This window comes from Aquisalinus luteolus (assembly GCF_009712425.2).
In the GTDB taxonomy this organism is placed as follows: domain Bacteria; phylum Pseudomonadota; class Alphaproteobacteria; order Caulobacterales; family Parvularculaceae; genus Aquisalinus; species Aquisalinus luteolus.
Genome location: NZ_VCJR02000002.1, coordinates 341,190 through 360,386 on the forward strand (window position 1 = coordinate 341,190; position 19,197 = coordinate 360,386).

Consider the following 19,197-nt stretch of genomic DNA (forward strand, 5'->3'; position numbering starts at 1 on the left):
AATATTCACAGACCTGGAAACGGAGACGAGACATGGCCGTAAGCCATAACAAGCTGGAACTGGTGCAGATCGCCGAAGCGGTGGCCCGCGAGAAGACGATCGACAAGGAAATCGTCATCGCGGCGATGGAAGACGCGCTGTCGCGCGCGGCCCGCTCGCGCTATGGTCACGAGACGAATGTCCGTGCCGAGATCAATCCCAAGACCGGCGAAACCAAGCTGTGGCGCCTGATGGAAGTCGTCGAGGAAGTCGAGAACGACTCCGCCGAGATCACGCTGGAAGAAGCCCGCGCTCGCAACCCGGAAGCGGAAATCGGCGACTTCCTGTCCGACCCGCTGCCGCCGATCGAGTTCGGTCGCCAGGCCGCCATGGGCGCCAAGCAGGTCATCACCCAGAAGGTGCGCGATGCAGAGCGCGACCGTCAGTATGATGAGTACAAGGACCGCATTGGTGAGATCGTCAACGGCGTCGTCAAGCGCATCGAATACGGTCATGTCATCATCGACCTTGGCCGCGCCGAGGCGATCATCCGCCGCGACCAGCAACTGCCGCGCGAGGCGATCCGCCAGGGCGACCGCGTGCGCGCCTACATCGCCGATGTCCGCCGCGAAGTCCGCGGTCCGCAGATCTTCCTGTCGCGCACCCATCCGCAATTCATGGCGAAGCTGTTCGAACAGGAAGTGCCGGAAGTCTATGATGGCGTGATCGAGATCAAGGCCGTCGCCCGCGATCCGGGCTCGCGCGCCAAGATCGGCGTCATGTCGAACGATAGCTCCATCGACCCTGTCGGCGCCTGCGTCGGTATGCGTGGTTCACGCGTTCAGGCCGTCGTCAACGAGCTGGGCGGCGAGAAGATCGACATCGTTCCGTGGTCTGATGACGTCGCGACCTTCATCGTCAACGCGCTGGCCCCGGCAGAGGTCGCCAAGGTTGTTCTGGACGAAGAATCCGAGCGTATCGAGGTTGTCGTGCCCGACGAGCAGCTGTCGCTCGCCATCGGTCGTCGTGGCCAGAATGTGCGTCTCGCCGCACAGCTTTCCGGCTTCGAGATCGACATCATGACCGAGGAAGAAGAAAGCGCCAAGCGCCAGACCGAGTATCAGCAGCGCTCCGAGCTGTTCATGGAAGCGTTGGATGTCGACGACATCATCGCCGGTCTGCTGGTTTCCGAAGGCTTCTCCCGCATCGAGGAGATCGCCTATGTCGACGTGCACGAGGTTGCCGATATCGAAGGCTTCGACGAGGAGACCGCCGAGGAGCTTCAGGCCCGCGCCAACGACTATCTGGAGAAGGAAGCCGAAGCACTCAACGAGAAGCGTCTCGAAATGGGTGTTGCCGACGATCTGTGGAACTTCGAAGGCCTGTCCGCGAAGATGATCATCGCGCTCGCCGAAGAGGGCGTCCTGTCCGTCGAGGATCTCGCAGGCTGTGCCAGCGACGACCTGACCGGCTGGACCGAGCGTGTCGATGGCGAGAAGAAGCATTATGACGGCATGCTGGAAGGCTTCCGCGTCAAGCCGGACGAGGCCCAGGAGCTGATCAACCGTGCCCGTATCGATGCCGGCTGGGACACCCCGGAAGGCGAAGAGGAAGAAGGCGAGGACACCGCTGAAACCGTCTGATCAAACTGATCCTGACCATGAACCCTCTGGGGAAACTGGTCAGGTCGAGGGTCGAGCCCGCAAGAATGACCGCCGCTGCATTGCCAGCGGCGTGTCTCTTGGTGGCAATGATCCGGCGATCCGCTTTGTGCTCTCGCCAGATGGCGTTGTCGTGCCCGATCTGGCTGAAAAACTGCCCGGGCGTGGTGCCTGGGTGACGGCGGACAGGGCGCTGGTGCTGAAAGCGGCCCAGAAGGGCCTGTTCTCGCGGGCGTTCAAGGCACAGGCAAAATTGCCCGATGGCGGGCCGGACGCCTTTGTCGAGGCACTTGCCGGCGCGCTCGCCGACCGGGCGCTGAATGCTCTCGGCCTTGCCCGCCGGGCAGGGTTCTTGCTGATCGGCTATGAAAAAACCCGTGCAGCGGTTCAAAAAGGGGCCGCCAGCGCCTATATACATGCTTCGGATGCTGCATCTGACGGAACGGACAAGATCCGTCAGGTGGCGAACCCGGCCCTGCCGGTCTGGCATCCTTTTCCCGGTAGCGACCTGGACGGGGCGCTGGGCGAGGCCAATATCGTGCATATGGCCCTGACAGACCCCGGCATGGCCCGGCGATTTGGCCGGGAAGCGGCCCGCTTTGTCGCCTATGGCGGCAAAGAGGCCTGAAAAAAGCGGCGGTTGCAGAGAATATAGGCATCACCGGTGTAGACCCTGAGCGCCAGTAGCGCTATGTCGTTGCCCTCACCCGCGCATTTGGCGCGGCGCCGATAGTATTAAAGGCCGCTGCCGGATCGGTGACAAGAATTTACCAAGGCTGCTGATATGCAGTTGGAGACTGAATGAGCGAAGAAGCTGACAACGAGACGAAATCAAAGCGCAAGCCCCTGACGCTGCGCAAGACGGAAACCGGTGCGGTGAAGCAGAGCTTCTCCCACGGCCGGTCAAAGACCGTCGTCGTCGAGACCAAGAAACGCCGCACCCTCGGTCCGGCGAAACCCGGCGCGACGGCGAAACCCGCCGACGCGGCCCCGGCGAAGGAAGAGAAGCCGGCTGAAAAGCCGAAGGCAAAGGCACCTGCCAAGAAAGGTGCTGTGCTGCGTACCCTCTCGGAAGATGAGAAGAGAGCCCGCGCTGCCGCCCTCGCCGTTGCCCGCAAGAACGAGCAGGAAAAACGCGAACGCGAGGAGGCAGAACGTGCCGAGCGCGAAAAGCGTGAAGCCGAAGAGCGCGCCAAGCTGGAAGCCGAGCGCAAGCGCCAGGCTGAAGAGGACGAAAAGCGCAAGGTCGAAGCCGAAGCCCGTGCCAAGGCAGAAGCCGAAGCCGCCGCTGCTCTCGAGCAGGAAGAAGAAGAGCGCCGCAAGAAGAATGCCGGCAAGGCAGAGGCTCGTGACAAGGGCAAGGAAACCCGTGACGCGAAATCCGGCAAGGAATTTGCCGATGATGCCGAAAACCCGCTGGCCAAGCTCGGCGGCCGCCTGAAGCAGAAGCGCGAATTTGCCGATGACAGCAAGCGCGAGTCCAAGCCGAAGGAAGCCAAGCGCCGCAGCGGCAAGCTGACCATCGCCAATGCACTGGAAGACGACGAGCGCCAGCGCTCGCTCGCTTCGGTCAAGCGTGCCCGCGAACGCGAGAAGCAGGCCCGCCAGGCCCGTGGCCGCGACCGCCAGCAGGTTCGCCGGGAAGTCATTATTCCTGAAACGATCACCGTCACCGAACTGGCGCAGCGCATGTCCATGCGCGCGGTCGACCTGATCAAGGAACTGATGAAGCAGGGCCAGATGGTCACCGCCAACGCGACGCTCGATGCCGATACGGCAGAGCTGATCGTCGAGGAGCTGGGCCACAGCTACAAGCGCGTGTCCGAGGCCGATGTCGAAGAGGGTCTTGAAGGGCCGAAGGATGACGAGGGTTCCCTGAAGTCGCGTCCGCCGGTCGTCACCATCATGGGCCATGTCGACCACGGCAAGACGTCGCTGCTCGACGCCATGCGCCAGACCGATGTGGTCGCCGGCGAGGCAGGCGGGATCACCCAGCATATCGGCGCCTATCAGATCACCGTCGGCAAGGATCACAACCGCATCACCTTCCTCGACACGCCGGGCCACGCGGCTTTCACCGCCATGCGCTCGCGCGGGGCGAAGGTGACGGATATCGTCGTCATCGTCGTTGCTGCCGATGACTCGGTCATGCCGCAGACGGCGGAAGCGATCAGCCATGCCAAGGCGGCTGGTGTGCCGATCATCATCGCGATCAACAAGATCGACAAGGCGGACGCCGATCCGCAAAAGGTCCGCACCGACCTGCTGCAATACGAAATCCAGGTCGAAAGCATGGGCGGCGACATCCAGGATGTCGAAGTATCGGCCAAGAACAAGCTGAACCTCGATGGTCTGCAGGATGCAATCCTTCTGCAGGCAGAGCTTCTGGACCTGAAAGCCAACCCTGACCGCGAGGCATCTGGTGCCGTGGTCGAAGCGCAGCTCGACAAGGGCCGTGGCCCGGTCGCGACGCTTCTGGTGCAGAAAGGCACGCTCAAGCGCGGCGACATCTTCGTCTGCGGCGCAGAATGGGGCAAGGTTCGTGCACTGAACGACGATAAAGGCCAGCAGGTCAAGGAAGCCGGCCCGACGGAGCCTGTCGAGGTGCTCGGCCTCAATGGCGTGCCGGAACCGGGCGACCAGTTCGTGGTCGTCGATTCAGAGGCACGCGCCCGCGAGATCGCCGAATTCCGCCAGCGCCAGCGCCGCGAACGCACCAATGCCAAATCCTCCGGCACCTCGCTGGAGCAGATGATGGCACAGCTGCAGGATTCCGAGATCAAGGAACTGCCGATCGTCCTGAAGGGCGACGTGCAGGGTTCGGTCGAGGCGATCATCGGTGCGCTGGAGAAAATGGCCAATGACGAGGTCCGGGTGCGCGTGCTGCATTCCGGTGTCGGCGGTATCTCAGAGAGCGATATCATCCTTGCGGAAGCCTCTTCCGCGCCGGTCATCGGCTTCAACGTCCGCGCAAACAAGCAGGCGCGCGACCACGCTGAACAGTCGGGTACGGAGATCCGCTATTACTCGGTCATCTACGACCTTCTCGACGACCTGAAGGGTACCCTGTCTGGCATGCTCGAGCCGGAACTGCGCGAGACCTTCCTCGGCAATGCCGAAATCCTGGAAGTCTTCAACGTGTCGAAGGTCGGCAAGGTTGCCGGTTGCCGTGTGACGGAAGGCATGGTCCGCCGCGGTGCCAAGGTCCGCCTCATCCGCGACGAGGTCGTGATCCACGAAGGCGAGCTGTCGCAGCTGAAGCGCTTCAAGGACGACGTCAACGAAGTCCCGGGCGGTCAGGAATGTGGCATGAGCTTTGCCAACTATGACGACCTGAAAGTGGGCGACACGATCGAGTGCTTCTCGGTCGAGAAGATCACCCGCGCCCTGTAAGGGTTAAAAGAGACAAGAGATCAAAAGCCCTGCCGGTCCCTCGGCGGGGCTTTTTGCATCTGGCAGTGATTAGTGGCTCTACCGCTTGTCCGCTGGGACGCCTGCCGCGTCGAGATACGGTTCCAGCTTGCCTGTCACCCACAGGAAGAACATCCGGTAATCGCTCATCAGTGACCACAGCGGATATTTGAAGGTGGCGGGCTTGTTGCGCTCATATTTGAAGTGGGCGAACCAGGCAAAGCCGTAACCGGCCAGCGGCGCGGCGAGCAGCCACCATGGATTGACCAGCACGGCGGCGGCATAGGCGATCAGCGTCAGCCCGGTGCCGATATAGTGCAGGCGGCGGCAGGTCGGCTCTGAATGTTCGCGCAGGTAAAACGGGAAGAAGGCGGCAAAGCTGGCGATACGGCCATTTTCCTCTGCTGGATCTGCAGTCTCCTCGCGGGTTTCCTCTATAGCCATTTCGGCCTCCTTTTGCCCCAGCCTATCGTAACAGCGGGCAAAAGAAAAACCGGCCGGGCAGTGCCGCGGCCGGTTCGTATTCTCTGTGATGGCGACGCCTTTAAGCGCTGACGCCAACCGTCTCGTTGATCCACTGGACCAACTGGCCCTTCGGCTTGGCACCGACGCTCGTGGCGGCGACTTCGCCGTCCTTGAAGATCATCAGGGTCGGCACGCCACGCACGCCGTATTTGCCCGGGGTTTCCGGGTTGTCGTCGATATCGATCTTGGCGACGGTGATCTTGCCGTCATATTCCTTGGCGATTTCTTCCAGGGCCGGGGCGATCTGGCGGCACGGGCCGCACCAGGTGGCCCAGAAGTCGACCAGCACCGGTGTGCCGGCATCGATCACGTCATCCTGGAAGCTGTCGTCGGTTATGGTTTTCAACGCCATGACTAAATCCTTTCTCGTGCTCCCGCGCCTGCGGGCAGCGCGTCAGATGGCTAACATAAGCGGTGCCACGGCCCGTTCAAGCCTTTTCCGCCGTGTCCGGCAGTTTCAGGCTGTGCAAAAGGGCGTGATCCAGCATTTCCGCGGGGATCGGCATCAGGCGCGGCACCCATGTCCATAACAGGGCGCAGTCAACCTGATGATCCTTATAGATTTCCTGCATAAGGTGGCGATAGGCGGCAAGCTGCGTGACATAAGCCTGCGGTGCATCCTCCACCCTTTCCGGCGGCGGGCGGTTGGTCTTGTAATCGACAATCAGGACACGGTCACCGGCAATGGCGAGGCGGTCGATCTGTCCACTGATGATTACTCCTTCAATGGAGCCCATCACCGGTACTTCGGCGCGAGAGCCGGTAGCGAAGACCGGCGCGAAAGCGGGGTCAGTGAGCACACCCATTGCCTCAGCCGCCCAGCCCTCGAAATGGGCGGAGAGGTCGGGATAGTTGCGGATGAGCAGGCGGGAGGCCGCGGCCTCGCGATCTGGCGGGGGCACATCGGGCAGGCGCTCCAGCAGCAGGTGCAGGGCATTGCCGCGGGTAAATGGCGTCAGGCCGGAGGTATCGGGCGCGGCGAGGGGCGTATAGGCCGCAGGCTCTTCAGCCGGGGCATCCGAGTCCCTCTCGAGCGATCCGCCGAGGGTAGACGGGCTGATCATGCGCGGCGGCTGTTCTTTCCTGGCCGGGCGGCTGAGCCAGTCCGGCGAGGCCACGGCAGGCTTGGCCGTATGTTGATCTTCGTCTTTCGGTTGTTCTTGCTGGTCGGAGGAGAAGATGAGTGTTCTCCCACCCCAGGGCTTCTCTTCTCCCTCTGCAACTGTTCCGTTGTCCGTCATGCGCCGGAAGGCGGCATCGGCGAGCGCATACCAGCTGCACTCATTCCCCGGCTTGGCGAGGAACTTGTCCAATCCGATATTGCCGCCCAGTGTGCCGCAAAGATAGAGCCGGTCCTCGGCCCGCGTGGCGGCGACGTAAAGCAGGCGGCGATATTCCTCCGCCCTCAGCGCAATGGCGTGATCGCGGGCTGCCGCACTGGCGTCATTGTCGCCTTCCTTTGATGGCAGCAGGTAATAGCATCCCGGCTGTGGGGCATATCCGGTCGTGGCCGCCGTGCCCGTCAGCGAGCCAGCCGGTACGGGGCCTGAAATCTTGGCATAATTGGCGTAACCCATATCGGCGAGGAACACGATTGGCGCCTCCAGCCCCTTGGCGCCATGAACCGTCATGATACGGACGAGGTCTTCGTCGCCACCGATTTCCTTCTTCAGGTCGGTGTCCAACGCTTCCAGATGGGCAAGGAAGCCCTGCAGCGAGCGCGGATTGCCGTTCTCGAAGTTCAGTGCTTCAGAAAGCAGTTCCTGCAGCACGTCGCGGGCCCCGGTGCCGAGCCGGGCATAGAAGCGTTTCCAGCCGGATGGCGAGCCGGTTTCCAGAAGCTGGGTATAGAAGGCATATGGCCCGCGATTGCGTCCTGTATGGATCGCCTCTTTAAGGCGCTCGACTGCCGCGCGGCTTTTCTCGTCATCTTTGTCCTGCAACACATGCCACAGGCTGCGCCGCCCCCGTCCATGAGCCACGGTGAACAGGTCGACTTCGCTAAAGCCGAACAGCGGGCTCTTCAGCACTTCAGCGAGGCTGAGATCATCCGTCTGCTGCAGGGCAAAGCGGGTCGCCGAACGCATGTCCTGCGCGGCAATGTGATCCATCAGCTTGACCCGGTCGGACCCGGCGGTCGGCACACCCTCATTGACCAGGGCACGGACGATTTCCTGAAACACCCGCCCGCGGCTCTGGCACAGGATCATGACATCGCTTGGCCGCACGGGCCGTCCGCGTGCTGCCAGCATCTCGTCTTTTTCCAGCCAGTCCTTGATTGTGCGGGCGATGTGCCGTGCGAGAACCTGTGGGGGGTCGTCTTGTCCCGGCGTGTCGACCGGCACATCCCACGGCTTGATCTCTGGCCTGTCGCTCTTCTGGACCAGCGGCCACAGCTCAACATGGCCGGCATGGCCGATGCGCGCGGCCTGATGGCGCATGGGGGCAAGCTCGCTGACCCCGCTTGCCGCCAGTGCATCGGTAAACAGCTCGTCGACGAAACCGAGCACCGGCGCGGTCGAGCGGAAGGAGACGGTCAGCTCCTGCACGCTGAAAGGCCGTTCCGCCGTGGTGATGATCTCGTTGAGCCGCAATTGCTGCGACTGGAACAGGCCGACATCGGCTCCCTGAAAGGAATAGATCGACTGCTTCTCGTCACCAACGACGAAGACGGTGCGCTCGTCTTCCCGTGCGCCGTCACCGGCAAAGAACTCCAGAAGCGGGCCCTCGATCACGCTCCACTGGCTGCCGCTCGTGTCCTGCGCCTCGTCGACAAGCAAATGGTCGATGCCCTGATCGAGCTTGTATAACACCCATGTCGCGGCGCGGTCATGGAACAGGGCCGCCGTGCGCGCGATAAGGTCGTCGAAGTCGAGCATTCCGCGCCGCGCCTTGTCCGCCTCATAGGCGTCGTATACGAACAAAGCGAGACGATAGAGCGCGCGGGTCGACTGGAAAATCTCCACGCCCTTCAGCGTTTCGGATGCCTGCTGAATGGCTTCGGCGATGTCCTGAAGGGTTTTATCGACCCCTGGCACGGCCTTTTGACCAGCCTTGTTGGTCAGGCGTTTGCGCAGATCGCCTGCCTTGGTGAAGGCGAAGGCTTTCGCTGCCTCGAAATGGGTCTCGGCATCGGTACAGTGGCGCATGGCCCGGAGGCTCGCTGAGGAAGTCCTGTCGTCTTTGCCGCCTTCATCAAGGGCATCGACGCTGGCATCGATGAAGCCGTGCCATGCCTCACAGGCTGTCATGAGGCCGGTCAGGATAACTTCACGACCTTGTTCAGGGTCTACGCCGAGATACTCCGCCAGCTGACCAAAGAATACGTCGAGCCCGCCAGCTACACGGATCGCCTCGCTGATCTCCCGTCCGCGATTGGCGAGGAAGGAGATGTGCCGGCGGATGTCCTCTTCCTGCAGCCGGTCGGTAAGCAACAGGAAATCGTCGCGCTCTTCGCCGCCATCGCGCCACAGCCGTTCGGCGAGGGTGTCGATGATGGTATCGATCAGTGCGGTCGCGTCTGCCTCCTCCATGACCGAAAAGCCGGGGGATATACCGGTCTCCAGCGGGAAGCGCTTCAGAACGCTTTCGCAGAAGGAGTGGATGGTCTGGATCTTCAGCCCGCCCGGCGTTTCCAGCGCTCGCGCAAAAAGCTTGCGGGCTTCGGACAGCTCCTGCGCCGTGCGCGGTGCGTCGTCGAGCTTCTGCAATTCCTCCTGCAGCTTGGCATCATCCATCAGCGCCCAGCTGCCGAGGCGCTTGAACAGGCGGTCGGCCATCTCTGCCGCCGCCGCTTTGGTGAAGGTGATGCACAAAAGCTTCGAGGGCTGATGACCGGCCAGCAGCAACCGCATGACACGGTCGGTCAGCACCTTGGTCTTGCCGGAACCGGCATTGGCCGCCACCCAGGCGGAAGTGCCGGGTGCTGCGGCGCTACGCTGGCTCGCCGTGGTGCGGGCGAGGAGCTGGTCGAGGGTTTCGCTCATTCGCTCTCTCCCCCGGTTGACCATTCGCCGCGCCGGGCGAGGTGGTCATAATCGCCATAGTCGTCGCGATAGAACGGGCGCGGCTGCGACAGATAGGGCTGGTCCGGATTATTGAATTGCGTCAGCAGCTCGATGATCGCGCTTTCGGCCTCTTCCAGCTTTTCGCGGGCATCGTCGCCCGTGGCAATCGTGTCCTTCGTGCGGGCAGTACGGTTCAGCACCTTCACATAGGCATAGCCGCTGATGCGTGGCTCGCCCTTGGGCGACAGCCCAAAGCCGCCGCGCTCGGCGATCAGGCCGGTCAGCTGCAGTTGCGGGGAGAATTTCTCCGCCTGCCTATCGGTCGGCGGTTCGCCGGTCTTGTAGTCCTGGATGAATAGCGATCCATCCGCCAGCTGATCGATCCGGTCGGCGCGGGCCCTCAGGGTCATGGTGCGCCCTGCGATATCGAGGCTCGCTGCGCCCTGCCCCTCGATGATCAGCGGTGTGCCTTGGCTAAGGCGCTCTTCATGATAGCCAATGAACCAGTTGAAGCTATCCTCCATCCGCGTCTGCCAGAAAGCGCGCACGGCAGGCTCCAGCCCGGCCTTGTCAAATAATTCATCGGCATAGGCGGTGAGAATGGCAATGGGGTTTCCAGGCATGCCGTCAGAATGCTCAATGGCGAACCGCGCGAACAGGTGGTGATAGAAGCGCCCGCGCATCGCCAGCATCTGGTCGTCTGACAGGGGCGAGAGCTTGCGCAGGCCGAGCACATATTTGGCATAGATAGAGTAGGGGTCGCGCAACAGTTTTTCGATGGCAGTGACATAAAACGTGTCTGGTCGGGCGTCTGTCGGCGGCGTAGGCTTCGGTGCTGTTGCAGGCTGTGGCAAACCCGCATCGTCCAGTGCATGGCTCCAGCCCTCCAGCTTGTGAGTGACGTCAACACTCTCCAGTGTCTTCGTCGCGGTCAGGACGTTCTTGAGGCGGACGATCCAGCGCGATGGCTTGGCCGGGGCGCGCCCGGATCGGCGGGCGCGGGTCAGCAGCACTTCAGGGGCGCAGGCGAGCTGGGCAAAGTCATGGGCGGCGAGGCCGATCTGGCGTTCGGGGGAGGGCAGACCGAGCTCGCGGCGCATGGGTCGCGAGAGAAACGGGTCTGTCTCACTGTCATCGGGCCAGATGCCTTCGTTGAGGCCGCCAAGGATGACGAGGTCGGCCTGCTGCAGGCGAGCTTCCAGCGGGCCGAGGATGCGCAGGCGCGGATGGCCCTGGCCCTGCGGGCGCACGGGTGTGCCTGTGATCAGCGCGGTAAAGATGTCGCTATAGGCAGCGCTTTCGCTGTCCGGCAAAAGCCCCGACTGCTCGTGCAACGCGGTGAGAAGCTGCGAGCCTGCCTCGCCATCGGCACGGGCCCAGAGAATGTCCGTGCCCGGCTCGTCTGGACGCTCAGCCAGTGCTTCGGCAGCAGCGATGTGCCGGCTTATCCGTTCCTGCAGCGGCAGGCGTTCTTCGGCAAAAGGGGCGGCGATTTCTTCCAGTCTTTCGATCAGCGGGCGGATCACCGGCCAGTGGTCGGCCTCGCGCTCTTCGCCGTCATCGTCACGAGACAGCGCATCCCACTCCGCACCATTGCGCAGGCGCTCCTTCAGGCTGGCAAACCCACGCCCCGGCGGTCGGCCGCGCAAGGCCCGGTCGATGGCGCTGACGGCAGGCAGGTATTCTTCTGCCGCCATTCCCGCCCGGGCGAGTGGGTGTTTCAACAGGCCGAGCAATGCCTGCGGGTCATGCGGGGCTTCCAGCCATGCAGCAGTCAGGCGCAGGAAATTGCCGCGCGGGGTGTTGGCAAAAGGCACACCGGCGGAGTCATCGAGCGCGATATCCCAGCGCGCGAGCCGGGCGCTGACGCGGCGGGCGAGGGGGCGGTCGGGCGTGACGAGAATGGCGGTCTTTTTCTCTGTCTCCAGCGCTTCGCGCAAGGCGATGGCGATGGCCTGCGCCTCTGCTTCTTCATCCATCGCCTCGCACAGTGACAGGCCGGAAAGGGCATCGGCAATATCCGTCCGTGAGCGGAAGGCCTCTAGCCGTTCCAGCCAGTCGCCAGTCGCCTCGGCCGGGCGCAGGGCGAGGGAGATGAGGGCTCGACGGTCAGCTCTTTTTTCACTGCCATTATTGGCATCCGGCCAGTCAGGCACGTCATACCATGGCGTCTCTGTAAAGTGCCGTTCCAGCAGGTATTTCAGGCCGGCCTGCGGGTGCGGATCCTCGATCTCCGTCCAGGCCGCTTCGTCCAGCTGTGTGTCGAGACCTGGCAGGATGACGCAGCCGGACGGCATGGCGGCGATCACTTTCATCAACCGTGCAACGGCGGGCATGGAGCCGGTGGAACCAGCGAGGATGACCGGATGCGACGGCGTTGTGCCGCCCGCGTCCCCGTCCCACAATGCGGTAAGCGCATCGATGGTGCGGCGGCGGTAGTCAGCCGGGTCGAGGCGGCCATGCGCGGAAAGGTGCGCAGGCCAGAGGTCGGTGACGATCTTGAGAAAATCGATGGACAGCTGCCAGTGATGGGCGAACCGCTCCGGCACCAGCGTTTCCAATGCGTCGAAAGAGACTTGCTCCGTATAGAAAGAGTCAAGCAGTCGCGATAGTTCGTCAGCGGCGGCAAGTGCCGTGGTCCATGATGGTGCCGGGCCGCCATTGGCCTGTTCTGCGGCCTGCCGCTGGAAAACGAGACGGGCCAGCGTCAGCCGCCGTTCAATTGGCGTCAGCGGCGGCGGCAGATCGGCTTGGGGCACGGTCAGGTCGGCAAGCAGCGTGTCATCTTCGCCGATATCGCCGAGGGTCCTGATGACTGGCAGCAATGTCGCCGCAGGCGACGGCCCTGCCTGTCGAAGGAAGGCCTCAGCCAGCGATCGCCCGGCCCGGCGGGTCGGCAGGAAGATCGTGACATCGGCAAGGCCTGCCGGATTGCCTTCATGCTGCTTGAGAAGATAAGCGGCGAGACCGTCGAGGAAGGATCGCGTCGGCGCGATGGTGTAGAGCGCGGGGCTGCGCGCGCAGAGCTCGTCCAGCGCTGGAACCACCATCAGTGCACGGTCCTTTCGTCATTACTGCCTTGAGCCAGGCGTTTTTCCGCCTGTTTCAGGCCCTCCGGGTCGCCGACATGCATCCATGGCCCGTCATGGATCAGGCCGAACATGCGGCCCTCGGCCATCGCCTTGTCCCAGAACGCGCGGGTGGAAACCTTGCGCAGGGCTTCTTCGGCGAACAGGCGCGGGTGGATCACCTGCAGCCCGGTAAACACATATTTGACCGCAGACGGATCATGGCTTGGCCAATGCACGCGGCCCTCTTCATCGAGGATGAAGTCCCCATCGCCGTCATAACCGCTTGCCTGCTCGACCGGGCAAAGAAGCAACATCACATCCATCTCGTCGTCGCGCCACCCATTGGCAAGGCGGGAGCAGGCTTCTTCCTCGCCGCTGTCTAGCAGGATCGCATCGGTGTTGGTGCAATAGATCGGGTCGGTGCCCAACACGGGCGCGGCCTGGATCAGCGCGCCACCCGTCTCCATCGGCGCGGCGCGCTCGTCGGAAATGATCGTCCGCGGCACGGTGCGCTTGTCGAGATGGTCTTCCAGCTGTTCGGCGAGATAGTGCACGTTGACGACGGCCTTTTCCACGCCTGCAGCGAAGAAGCGGTCGAGCACATAGTCGATCAGCGGCTTGCCCGCGACCGGAATGAGCGGCTTGGGGCAATTGTCGGTCAGTGGGCGCATGCGGGTGCCGAGACCGGCGGCGAGCACCATGGCGGTATGAATCCGTGTCATGACGATATCAGCTCCGGCATGTGTTCGGCGATCCAGTCCTTCAGCGGTGCCGCCTCAGGCCGGGCAAGGTCGCGGGCGAAATGACCGCGCACGCGCGGCATGAAACTCTCATAGCGCTTCTTGGCGTCGCGCACGACGAGGCGCGCAAAGACGCCGAGGATCTTGGCGTTGCGCTGCGCCGCGAGGATCGCATAGTCGCGCTCGAACGCCGCCTTGTCGAAATCGCCTGCTTTTTCCCGGCCCTCCGCATAACGGGCCAGCATCATCGCCACCGTTTCCTCGCTGACGTCGCGGCGGGCATCTTCCGTCAGGGAGACGAGATCATAGGCGCCATGGCCGTAAAGACCGTCCTGGAAATCGATCAGGCCGACGCGCTGCAGCGGACTTTCACCTTCATCGGTCAGCCAGAGAATGTTCTCGGCATGATAGTCGCGCAGCACCAGCGTGTGCGGCGTACTGAGCCCGGAAAGCATTTGCGTCCATGCGGTGCGATAGGCCTCGACCGCACTTGCCGGTGCTTTCTCTCCCCGCAGCCAGGGCCAGTACCAGTCGACCAGCAGGTTCGCCTCGGCCATCAGCGCGGTGTCGTCATAGTCCAGCAATGTATAGTCAACGGCAATCGGCTGGCGCAGGCGTGTTGCATGGAGATGAGAAAGTACGTCGACCGCGCGGGCATAGAGCGTGCCCTCATCTGCGCCCTTGTCGATGGCGCGGGCGTAGAGATCATCGCCGAGGTCTTCCAGCAGGGCAAAGCCGTGATCGGCATCTGCGGCATATATCTCTGGCGCATGCAGGCCTGCTTCTCGCAGGATACCGGCAAGCGTTGTAAATGCATGAAGGTTCGGTCCGGCAAGGCGGGCTTGCGCATTATAGCCGAGCGAGGCGCGCTGCGATGGTGTCGCGTCGGGCGGGCAGGAAGCGCCCTCGGCAGCGGGTGGCGCATTCATCAGTATCGCCTTGCGCTCGCCGAGCGTCAGGCGCTGATAGCTGCGCGTCGAGGCGTCGCCGGTGATCGGCGCACGATGGGCGGCGAGCCAGCCGGCCTGTTCCAGGAATGCCTTTTCGAGATTGTCGCGTTCAGTCACTCGGATCCTTTCACCTGTCCTGCGTCCATGGTCGCCAGCCTCTCACGCCACGCCGCCTCGTGCCCGGCGATGGCGGTCAGCGTCACCTGCCGTCTTGATGCGTCGCTGGCATCGACCGCAATCTTCACGGTCAGGGCGTTGTCAGGCATATAGCTCTCTGCCCTGGAGGGCCACTCGATCAGGCAGATCGCATCGTCCTGCGCTTCCTCAAAACCCAGATCGACGATCTCGTCTTCATCTTCAAGACGATAGAGATCCATATGCCATAGCGGGCCGGCTTTGGTGTCATAAACCTGCACGAGGGCGAAAGTGGGGCTCGGCACTTCTTCCCCTTCGCTCGTCAGCGCGCGGATCAGTCCGCGGGCGAAGACCGTCTTGCCGGCGCCGAGTGGCCCTTCCAGCCGAACGACATCACCGGATGACAGCAAACTAGCCAGACTGGCGCCGAGAGAGGTCATGGCCATTTCTCCGGTGACCTCGAACGGACCGGACACTGGCTTGTCTGAAAAAGGGGAGACTTGCGCTGACATCGCCTTCTGTTTATCGCCCCGTGAGTGATGCGACAAGGCTTGAGGAAATACCCCGCGCTTGGCAAATGGGGCGCGAGGCCCTAAGTGCTTCCCTTGACGGTTTCAGTGACACGCATAGACAGGGCAAGACAGCGCCATGGCGAAAATTCATTATATCGAACATGATGGCACCACGCATGAGGTCGAGGCGAAAAATGGCCTGTCGGTCATGGAAGTGGCGATCAAGAACAATGTGCCGGGCATCGATGCCGATTGCGGTGGTGCCTGTGCCTGCGCGACCTGTCACGTCTATGTCGACCCGGCCTGGCAGGAAAAGGTCGGTTATCCTGACCCGATGGAAGAATCCATGCTCGATTTCGCAACCGAGCGTCAGGACAATTCGCGCCTGTCCTGCCAGATCAAGGTCAGCGACGATCTTGACGGGCTGACGGTGCGCCTGCCCGAATTCCAGGGATAATCGAAGCGACATGATCATGGCTGCTTGACGAAGGCAGCGCCCCGTTGTTTAGTGAACAAATGAAGAACGATCTTGCCTCATTCAACTGGGTGGCAGCTGCGGCAGATGTCGTACCGGATGCTGCGGTGCAAAATGGTACCCGCCCTGATCTGACACTGGCCATTACGCGGGGGGCGAGCCGGCTGTTGACCGATATGGGCTTTGCCCTAGTACCGGAATTTACACTGCCAAATGGCCGCCGTGCCGACCTTGCCGGGCTCAGCCGAAAGGGGCGCATCGTGATCGTGGAGGTGAAGTCCTGCCGCGAAGACTTCACCGCGGATGCAAAGTGGCCCTCCTATCTGGAATATTGTGACCAGTTCTACTTCGCCACCGACACGCGCTTCCCTGCCGGGCTGTTGCCGGAGGGGGAGGGGCGCATCGTCGCCGACGCCTATGGCGGGGCGATCATCGCCGATGCTGAGGTCCGCACGCTGGCCGGATCACGCCGCAAGGCGATGACGCTGAGCTTCGCCCGGCAGGCGGCATTCAGGTTGACGGTGTAAAGACTTCGGCGACCTTTCCGCCCCAATCCGTATGGGGATCACCCTACAGGGAATATGTGCATCGCGAGCTGGGTCGCTCACGCGTAATTCATCGCAAAAGAGCGGAATAGTGAGCGCTCGCTATTGCCAGCACGACAGTTACATGACTATTATCATATCTATGGCAGCGTCCTTACGCTTCGGCGTAAAGAGGTTCACTCTCTCCCCCGAAATGAACTTTCTTCTGGACGCTGCCGCCTAGCTCCCCTGTTATGTTTTGTGATCAACGCGCGTTTTTTGCCTAAGCTGCGTCACAAGAAAAAAGCGCCCCATGCAGGGGCGCTTTCGATGCTCATCTTTATACTGATTTAAAAATCAGCGGGATGTGGTCGATCTGATTTCGATCGGCCCGAGGTTCAGTGCCTCGACCTGGTCCTGAATGACGGACCAGTCGCCAACAATCACCCATGTCAGGCGATCCGGCTGGATGATGTCGCCAGCCATGGCCGTGACCTGCTCCGTTGTCAGGGACTGGAAGCGTTCGGCACGGCCGGTCGCATAGTCATAGGGGCGGCCATACTGGTCATTGTTCATCATGCTGAACAGGACCGTATCCGCCGCCTCGAATGCACCGGGCAGGCTGCCAACCTCGTCTGCGACTATGCGGTCAAGCTCTTCCTGGCTGACCGGTTCGTCGCCGAGAATGCCGGCCATTTCCGCCTGCATTTCCTGGATCGACGGGCCGGTCTGGTCAGTCTGTACAGGCGCATAGAGGATGAACGGGCGCTGGCCGACCTGGTCCGGCAGGATCGAGCGGGCGCCATAGGTCCAGCCCTTGTCCTCGCGCAGGTTCATGTTCAGGCGGGCAAGGAAATTGCCGCCAAAGGCATCGTTCATCGCTGCGATGGCGGTGTCATTGTCCGTACCCGTCGGGTCGGTCAGGATGCCGGCTATGATCACCGATTGCTGCGAGGCCGGCTTGTCGATGACGATGACGCGGCTCGATGACGGCACGGCAACGTCAGGCAGGGATTTTTCCAGCGTCGAACCGCTGGCCTGCCAGCTGCCGAAGGTCGCTTCCAGCCTGGGCAGGATTTCCTCTGCCGTCGTGTCGCCGGTGACGAAAAGCTTGGCATTGCCCGGCTGCAGCCACGCATCGCGCCAGGCGATCAGGTCTTCGCGGTCGATCGCCTCGATCGCGGCGACGGCCTCGTCGATGGTCGCCGGGTTTGCATAGGGGTGATCCTCGCCATAGAGCGCCGGGTAGAAGGCGCGGAAGGCGAGCGACTGGCCGTCGGCCTGCTCCTGCAACACGCCATCGATCTGGCGCTTGCGCGTCTTCTCGACTTCTTCCTCCGGGAAGGTCGCATTGAACGTCACCTCGGCCATCAGGTCGAGACTGTCGTCGAGGTTCTGTTTCAGCGCCGACAGGTAGATGCGGTTGTCATCATCGCCGCTATAGAGGTTGAGGATCGCGCCGAGGCTCTCTTCCATCTCTGCCAGTTCCTGTGCGGAGTAATTTTCCGTACCCTCGTCGAGCAGGGTCATCACGCCTTCGGAGACACCCGGCAGGCCGGTGTCATTGCCCGGCAGCGGGATCGCATCTGTCGCAGAGCCCGCATCGAATTGCAGGGCAAGCTGCACGACCGGCACGGTCGGACGCGGGGCGATGACGACTTCGATCCCGTTAGACAGGGTCGATGTCGTGATCTCCGGGAAGCTGACTTCGCCCGGTGTGCCTAGCGGCGGCAGGCCGGCGGACCGGTCGACGCCCGCGCTGGTTTCGTACTCCGGATAGGGCAGTACGGTCAGTTCGAAATAGGCAGGCGTGATCCAGCTGCGGCTGACATCCAGCACATCCTCTGGCGAGGCAGCCATCAGCATGTCGAGGTTTTCCTCGACGTAGAAATCAGGATCGCCTAGGAACAGCGCACCACGGGCAAGCGTCGATGCCTTGCCGGCAACTTCTTCAAGGCCGCGGATCTCGCTTGAGGCATAGAGCGTCTTGGCACGGTCGAGTTCATCAGCCGTCGGACCCTTGCGCAGGAACTCGTTCAGCTGGGCGTCGATCACCTCGTTGATCTCGTCGAGATCCTCCTCGGATTTCGCGTCGACCGACAGGATGACCATGCCGGAGAGAAGCTGCTCGTAATAGAACATCGAAACGCCATTGGCGACCTGGCGCTCATCGACCAGCTCGCGATAGAGGCGCGATGTCTTGCCGGAGCCGACCGCGCGGGTCATCAGGTCGAGGATGGGAGATTCGGCCGTGCCCGTGCGCGGGGCGGGCCAGACGCGATAGACGCGCGGCTTGGCGACACGGTCCACCATGGTCACGCGCTTGATGCGGTCCATGCGCACTTCGTTGACGGCTGGCTTGGTCAGCGGCGGGCCGGCCTCGATATCGCCGAAATATTTCTCGACCAGCGGCCGGGCCTCTGCGGCGTCGATATCACCGGCAAGCACCAGCACGGCATTGGCAGCGCCATAATAATCACGGAACCACTGCTTCACGTCTTCCAGCGACGCGCCCTGCAGGTCCTCCATCGATCCGATGACGGAGTGATGATAGGGGTGGTCGGCTGGGTAGACGCCCTCGAAGATCTTCTCGAACACGGTGCCGAACGGCGCGCCTTCGCGCTGGCGCTTCTCGTTCTGGACGACGCCGATCTGGTTATCGAGCTTTTCCTGCGTCACCGCGCCCAGCAAATGACCCATGCGGTCGGACTCAAGGAACAGGATCTGTTCCAGCGCGCCGACGGGCACGGTCTGGTAATAGTTCGTGCGGTCGGTATTGGTCGTGCCGTTATACTGGGTCGCGCCCATTTCCTTCAGCGCAAAGAAGAAATCCTTGTCGTAGTTTTCCGACCCGTTGAACATAAGGTGCTCGAACAGGTGGGCGAAGCCGGTCTTGCCTGCGGGCTCGTCCTTGGAGCCGACGCCATACATGACCTGCATCGCGACGACGGGCGCCTTGCGGTCTTCGTGGACGACGACGGTCAGGCCGTTGTCGAGGGTGAACTGTTCATAATCGAGCTCGATATCCGTCTGGGCGAAAGCCGGAAGTGCGGTGACGACGCTGGCGGCAGCGGCGGCCAGGATGCTCGAAAAGGGCTTGGGAAGAGGGATATTCTTCATGCTGTGCGTTACCTCTGTCATAAAAACTAAAAAGATAGAACGCGGATAGCGGGACACACGTCAAGCGGGCCGTTTGACCCTAACGGA

Annotated in this window: 13 protein-coding genes; 5 read left to right on the top strand and 8 right to left on the bottom strand. The window is 62.4% G+C overall.

Annotation, left to right across the window (positions count from 1 at the left end):
• Positions 1 to 32: 32 nt before the first annotated feature.
• The 3 genes from nusA to infB all read left to right on the top strand — a co-directional run bounded on the left by nusA (position 33) and on the right by infB (position 5,033).
• The gene (gene nusA, locus FF098_RS10185; protein ID WP_155140139.1) at positions 33 to 1,622 is read left to right on the top strand and encodes a transcription termination factor NusA; all 1,590 of its coding nucleotides are present in this window, start codon (positions 33 to 35) and stop codon (positions 1,620 to 1,622) included.
• A complete protein-coding gene (locus FF098_RS10190; protein WP_235925771.1) occupies positions 1,558 to 2,268 on the top strand; it encodes an RNA-binding protein in 711 nt (236 codons plus the stop codon). The genes nusA and FF098_RS10190 overlap by 65 nt, the downstream gene beginning before the upstream one ends.
• Before the next feature lie 173 nt (positions 2,269 to 2,441).
• Positions 2,442 to 5,033, top strand: coding sequence for a translation initiation factor IF-2 (gene infB, locus FF098_RS10195; RefSeq protein WP_155140142.1), 2,592 nt, complete (start codon positions 2,442 to 2,444; stop codon positions 5,031 to 5,033).
• A gap of 78 nt (positions 5,034 to 5,111) precedes the next feature.
• Here infB and FF098_RS10200 read toward each other — a convergent pair whose 3' ends face one another.
• From FF098_RS10200 to tsaE, 7 genes are all read right to left on the bottom strand, one after another.
• The gene (locus FF098_RS10200) at positions 5,112 to 5,495 is read right to left on the bottom strand and encodes an Mpo1-like protein (protein WP_155140144.1); all 384 of its coding nucleotides are present in this window, start codon (positions 5,493 to 5,495) and stop codon (positions 5,112 to 5,114) included.
• Between the two features lie 100 nt (positions 5,496 to 5,595).
• A complete protein-coding gene (gene trxA, locus FF098_RS10205; protein WP_155140145.1) occupies positions 5,596 to 5,928 on the bottom strand; it encodes a thioredoxin TrxA in 333 nt (110 codons plus the stop codon).
• Positions 5,929 to 6,004: 76 nt separating this feature from the next.
• On the bottom strand, positions 6,005 to 9,562 hold the full coding sequence (gene addA, locus FF098_RS10210; RefSeq protein ID WP_166426469.1) for a double-strand break repair helicase AddA: 3,558 nt from the start codon (positions 9,560 to 9,562) through the stop codon (positions 6,005 to 6,007).
• On the bottom strand, positions 9,559 to 12,633 hold the full coding sequence (addB, locus tag FF098_RS10215) for a double-strand break repair protein AddB (protein WP_155140149.1): 3,075 nt from the start codon (positions 12,631 to 12,633) through the stop codon (positions 9,559 to 9,561). The genes addA and addB overlap by 4 nt, the downstream gene beginning before the upstream one ends.
• Positions 12,633 to 13,376 (bottom strand): nucleotidyltransferase family protein, encoded by a 744-nt coding sequence (locus FF098_RS10220; RefSeq protein WP_155140151.1) that lies wholly within the window; start codon positions 13,374 to 13,376, stop codon positions 12,633 to 12,635. The genes addB and FF098_RS10220 overlap by 1 nt, the downstream gene beginning before the upstream one ends.
• The gene (locus FF098_RS10225; protein WP_166426470.1) at positions 13,373 to 14,461 is read right to left on the bottom strand and encodes an aminoglycoside phosphotransferase family protein; all 1,089 of its coding nucleotides are present in this window, start codon (positions 14,459 to 14,461) and stop codon (positions 13,373 to 13,375) included. Before FF098_RS10225 ends, FF098_RS10220 begins: the two co-directional genes overlap by 4 nt.
• Positions 14,458 to 14,991, bottom strand: coding sequence for a tRNA (adenosine(37)-N6)-threonylcarbamoyltransferase complex ATPase subunit type 1 TsaE (gene tsaE, locus FF098_RS10230; protein WP_205967466.1), 534 nt, complete (start codon positions 14,989 to 14,991; stop codon positions 14,458 to 14,460). The genes FF098_RS10225 and tsaE overlap by 4 nt, the downstream gene beginning before the upstream one ends.
• Positions 14,992 to 15,127: 136 nt before the next feature.
• On the opposite strand from tsaE, the gene FF098_RS10235 reads away from it, so the two are divergent.
• The gene (locus tag FF098_RS10235; protein WP_155140153.1) at positions 15,128 to 15,448 is read left to right on the top strand and encodes a 2Fe-2S iron-sulfur cluster-binding protein; all 321 of its coding nucleotides are present in this window, start codon (positions 15,128 to 15,130) and stop codon (positions 15,446 to 15,448) included.
• A 59-nt stretch (positions 15,449 to 15,507) separates the two neighbouring features.
• On the top strand, positions 15,508 to 15,993 hold the full coding sequence (locus tag FF098_RS10240; RefSeq protein WP_155140155.1) for an MmcB family DNA repair protein: 486 nt from the start codon (positions 15,508 to 15,510) through the stop codon (positions 15,991 to 15,993).
• 354 nt (positions 15,994 to 16,347) lie between these two features.
• Here FF098_RS10240 and FF098_RS10245 read toward each other — a convergent pair whose 3' ends face one another.
• The gene (locus FF098_RS10245; protein ID WP_166426471.1) at positions 16,348 to 19,110 is read right to left on the bottom strand and encodes a M16 family metallopeptidase; all 2,763 of its coding nucleotides are present in this window, start codon (positions 19,108 to 19,110) and stop codon (positions 16,348 to 16,350) included.
• Positions 19,111 to 19,197: the final 87 nt, after the last annotated feature.

What these genes read in the sequence shown, in the direction of transcription:
- infB (WP_155140142.1), top strand. Translation starts at nt 2,442, where the DNA reads ATGAGCGAAGAAGCTGACAACGAGACGAAATCAAAGCGCAAGCCCCTG.
- FF098_RS10235 (WP_155140153.1), top strand. Translation starts at nt 15,128, where the DNA reads ATGGCGAAAATTCATTATATCGAACATGATGGCACCACGCATGAGGTC.
- trxA (WP_155140145.1), bottom strand. Translation starts at nt 5,928, where the DNA reads ATGGCGTTGAAAACCATAACCGACGACAGCTTCCAGGATGACGTGATC.
- FF098_RS10245 (WP_166426471.1), bottom strand. Translation starts at nt 19,110, where the DNA reads ATGAAGAATATCCCTCTTCCCAAGCCCTTTTCGAGCATCCTGGCCGCC.
- addA (WP_166426469.1), bottom strand. Translation starts at nt 9,562, where the DNA reads ATGAGCGAAACCCTCGACCAGCTCCTCGCCCGCACCACGGCGAGCCAG.
- FF098_RS10200 (WP_155140144.1), bottom strand. Translation starts at nt 5,495, where the DNA reads ATGGCTATAGAGGAAACCCGCGAGGAGACTGCAGATCCAGCAGAGGAA.
- FF098_RS10190 (WP_235925771.1), top strand. Translation starts at nt 1,558, where the DNA reads ATGCCGGCTGGGACACCCCGGAAGGCGAAGAGGAAGAAGGCGAGGACA.
- FF098_RS10240 (WP_155140155.1), top strand. Translation starts at nt 15,508, where the DNA reads ATGAAGAACGATCTTGCCTCATTCAACTGGGTGGCAGCTGCGGCAGAT.
- FF098_RS10220 (WP_155140151.1), bottom strand. Translation starts at nt 13,376, where the DNA reads ATGACACGGATTCATACCGCCATGGTGCTCGCCGCCGGTCTCGGCACC.
- nusA (WP_155140139.1), top strand. Translation starts at nt 33, where the DNA reads ATGGCCGTAAGCCATAACAAGCTGGAACTGGTGCAGATCGCCGAAGCG.
- tsaE (WP_205967466.1), bottom strand. Translation starts at nt 14,991, where the DNA reads ATGTCAGCGCAAGTCTCCCCTTTTTCAGACAAGCCAGTGTCCGGTCCG.
- addB (WP_155140149.1), bottom strand. Translation starts at nt 12,633, where the DNA reads ATGGTGGTTCCAGCGCTGGACGAGCTCTGCGCGCGCAGCCCCGCGCTC.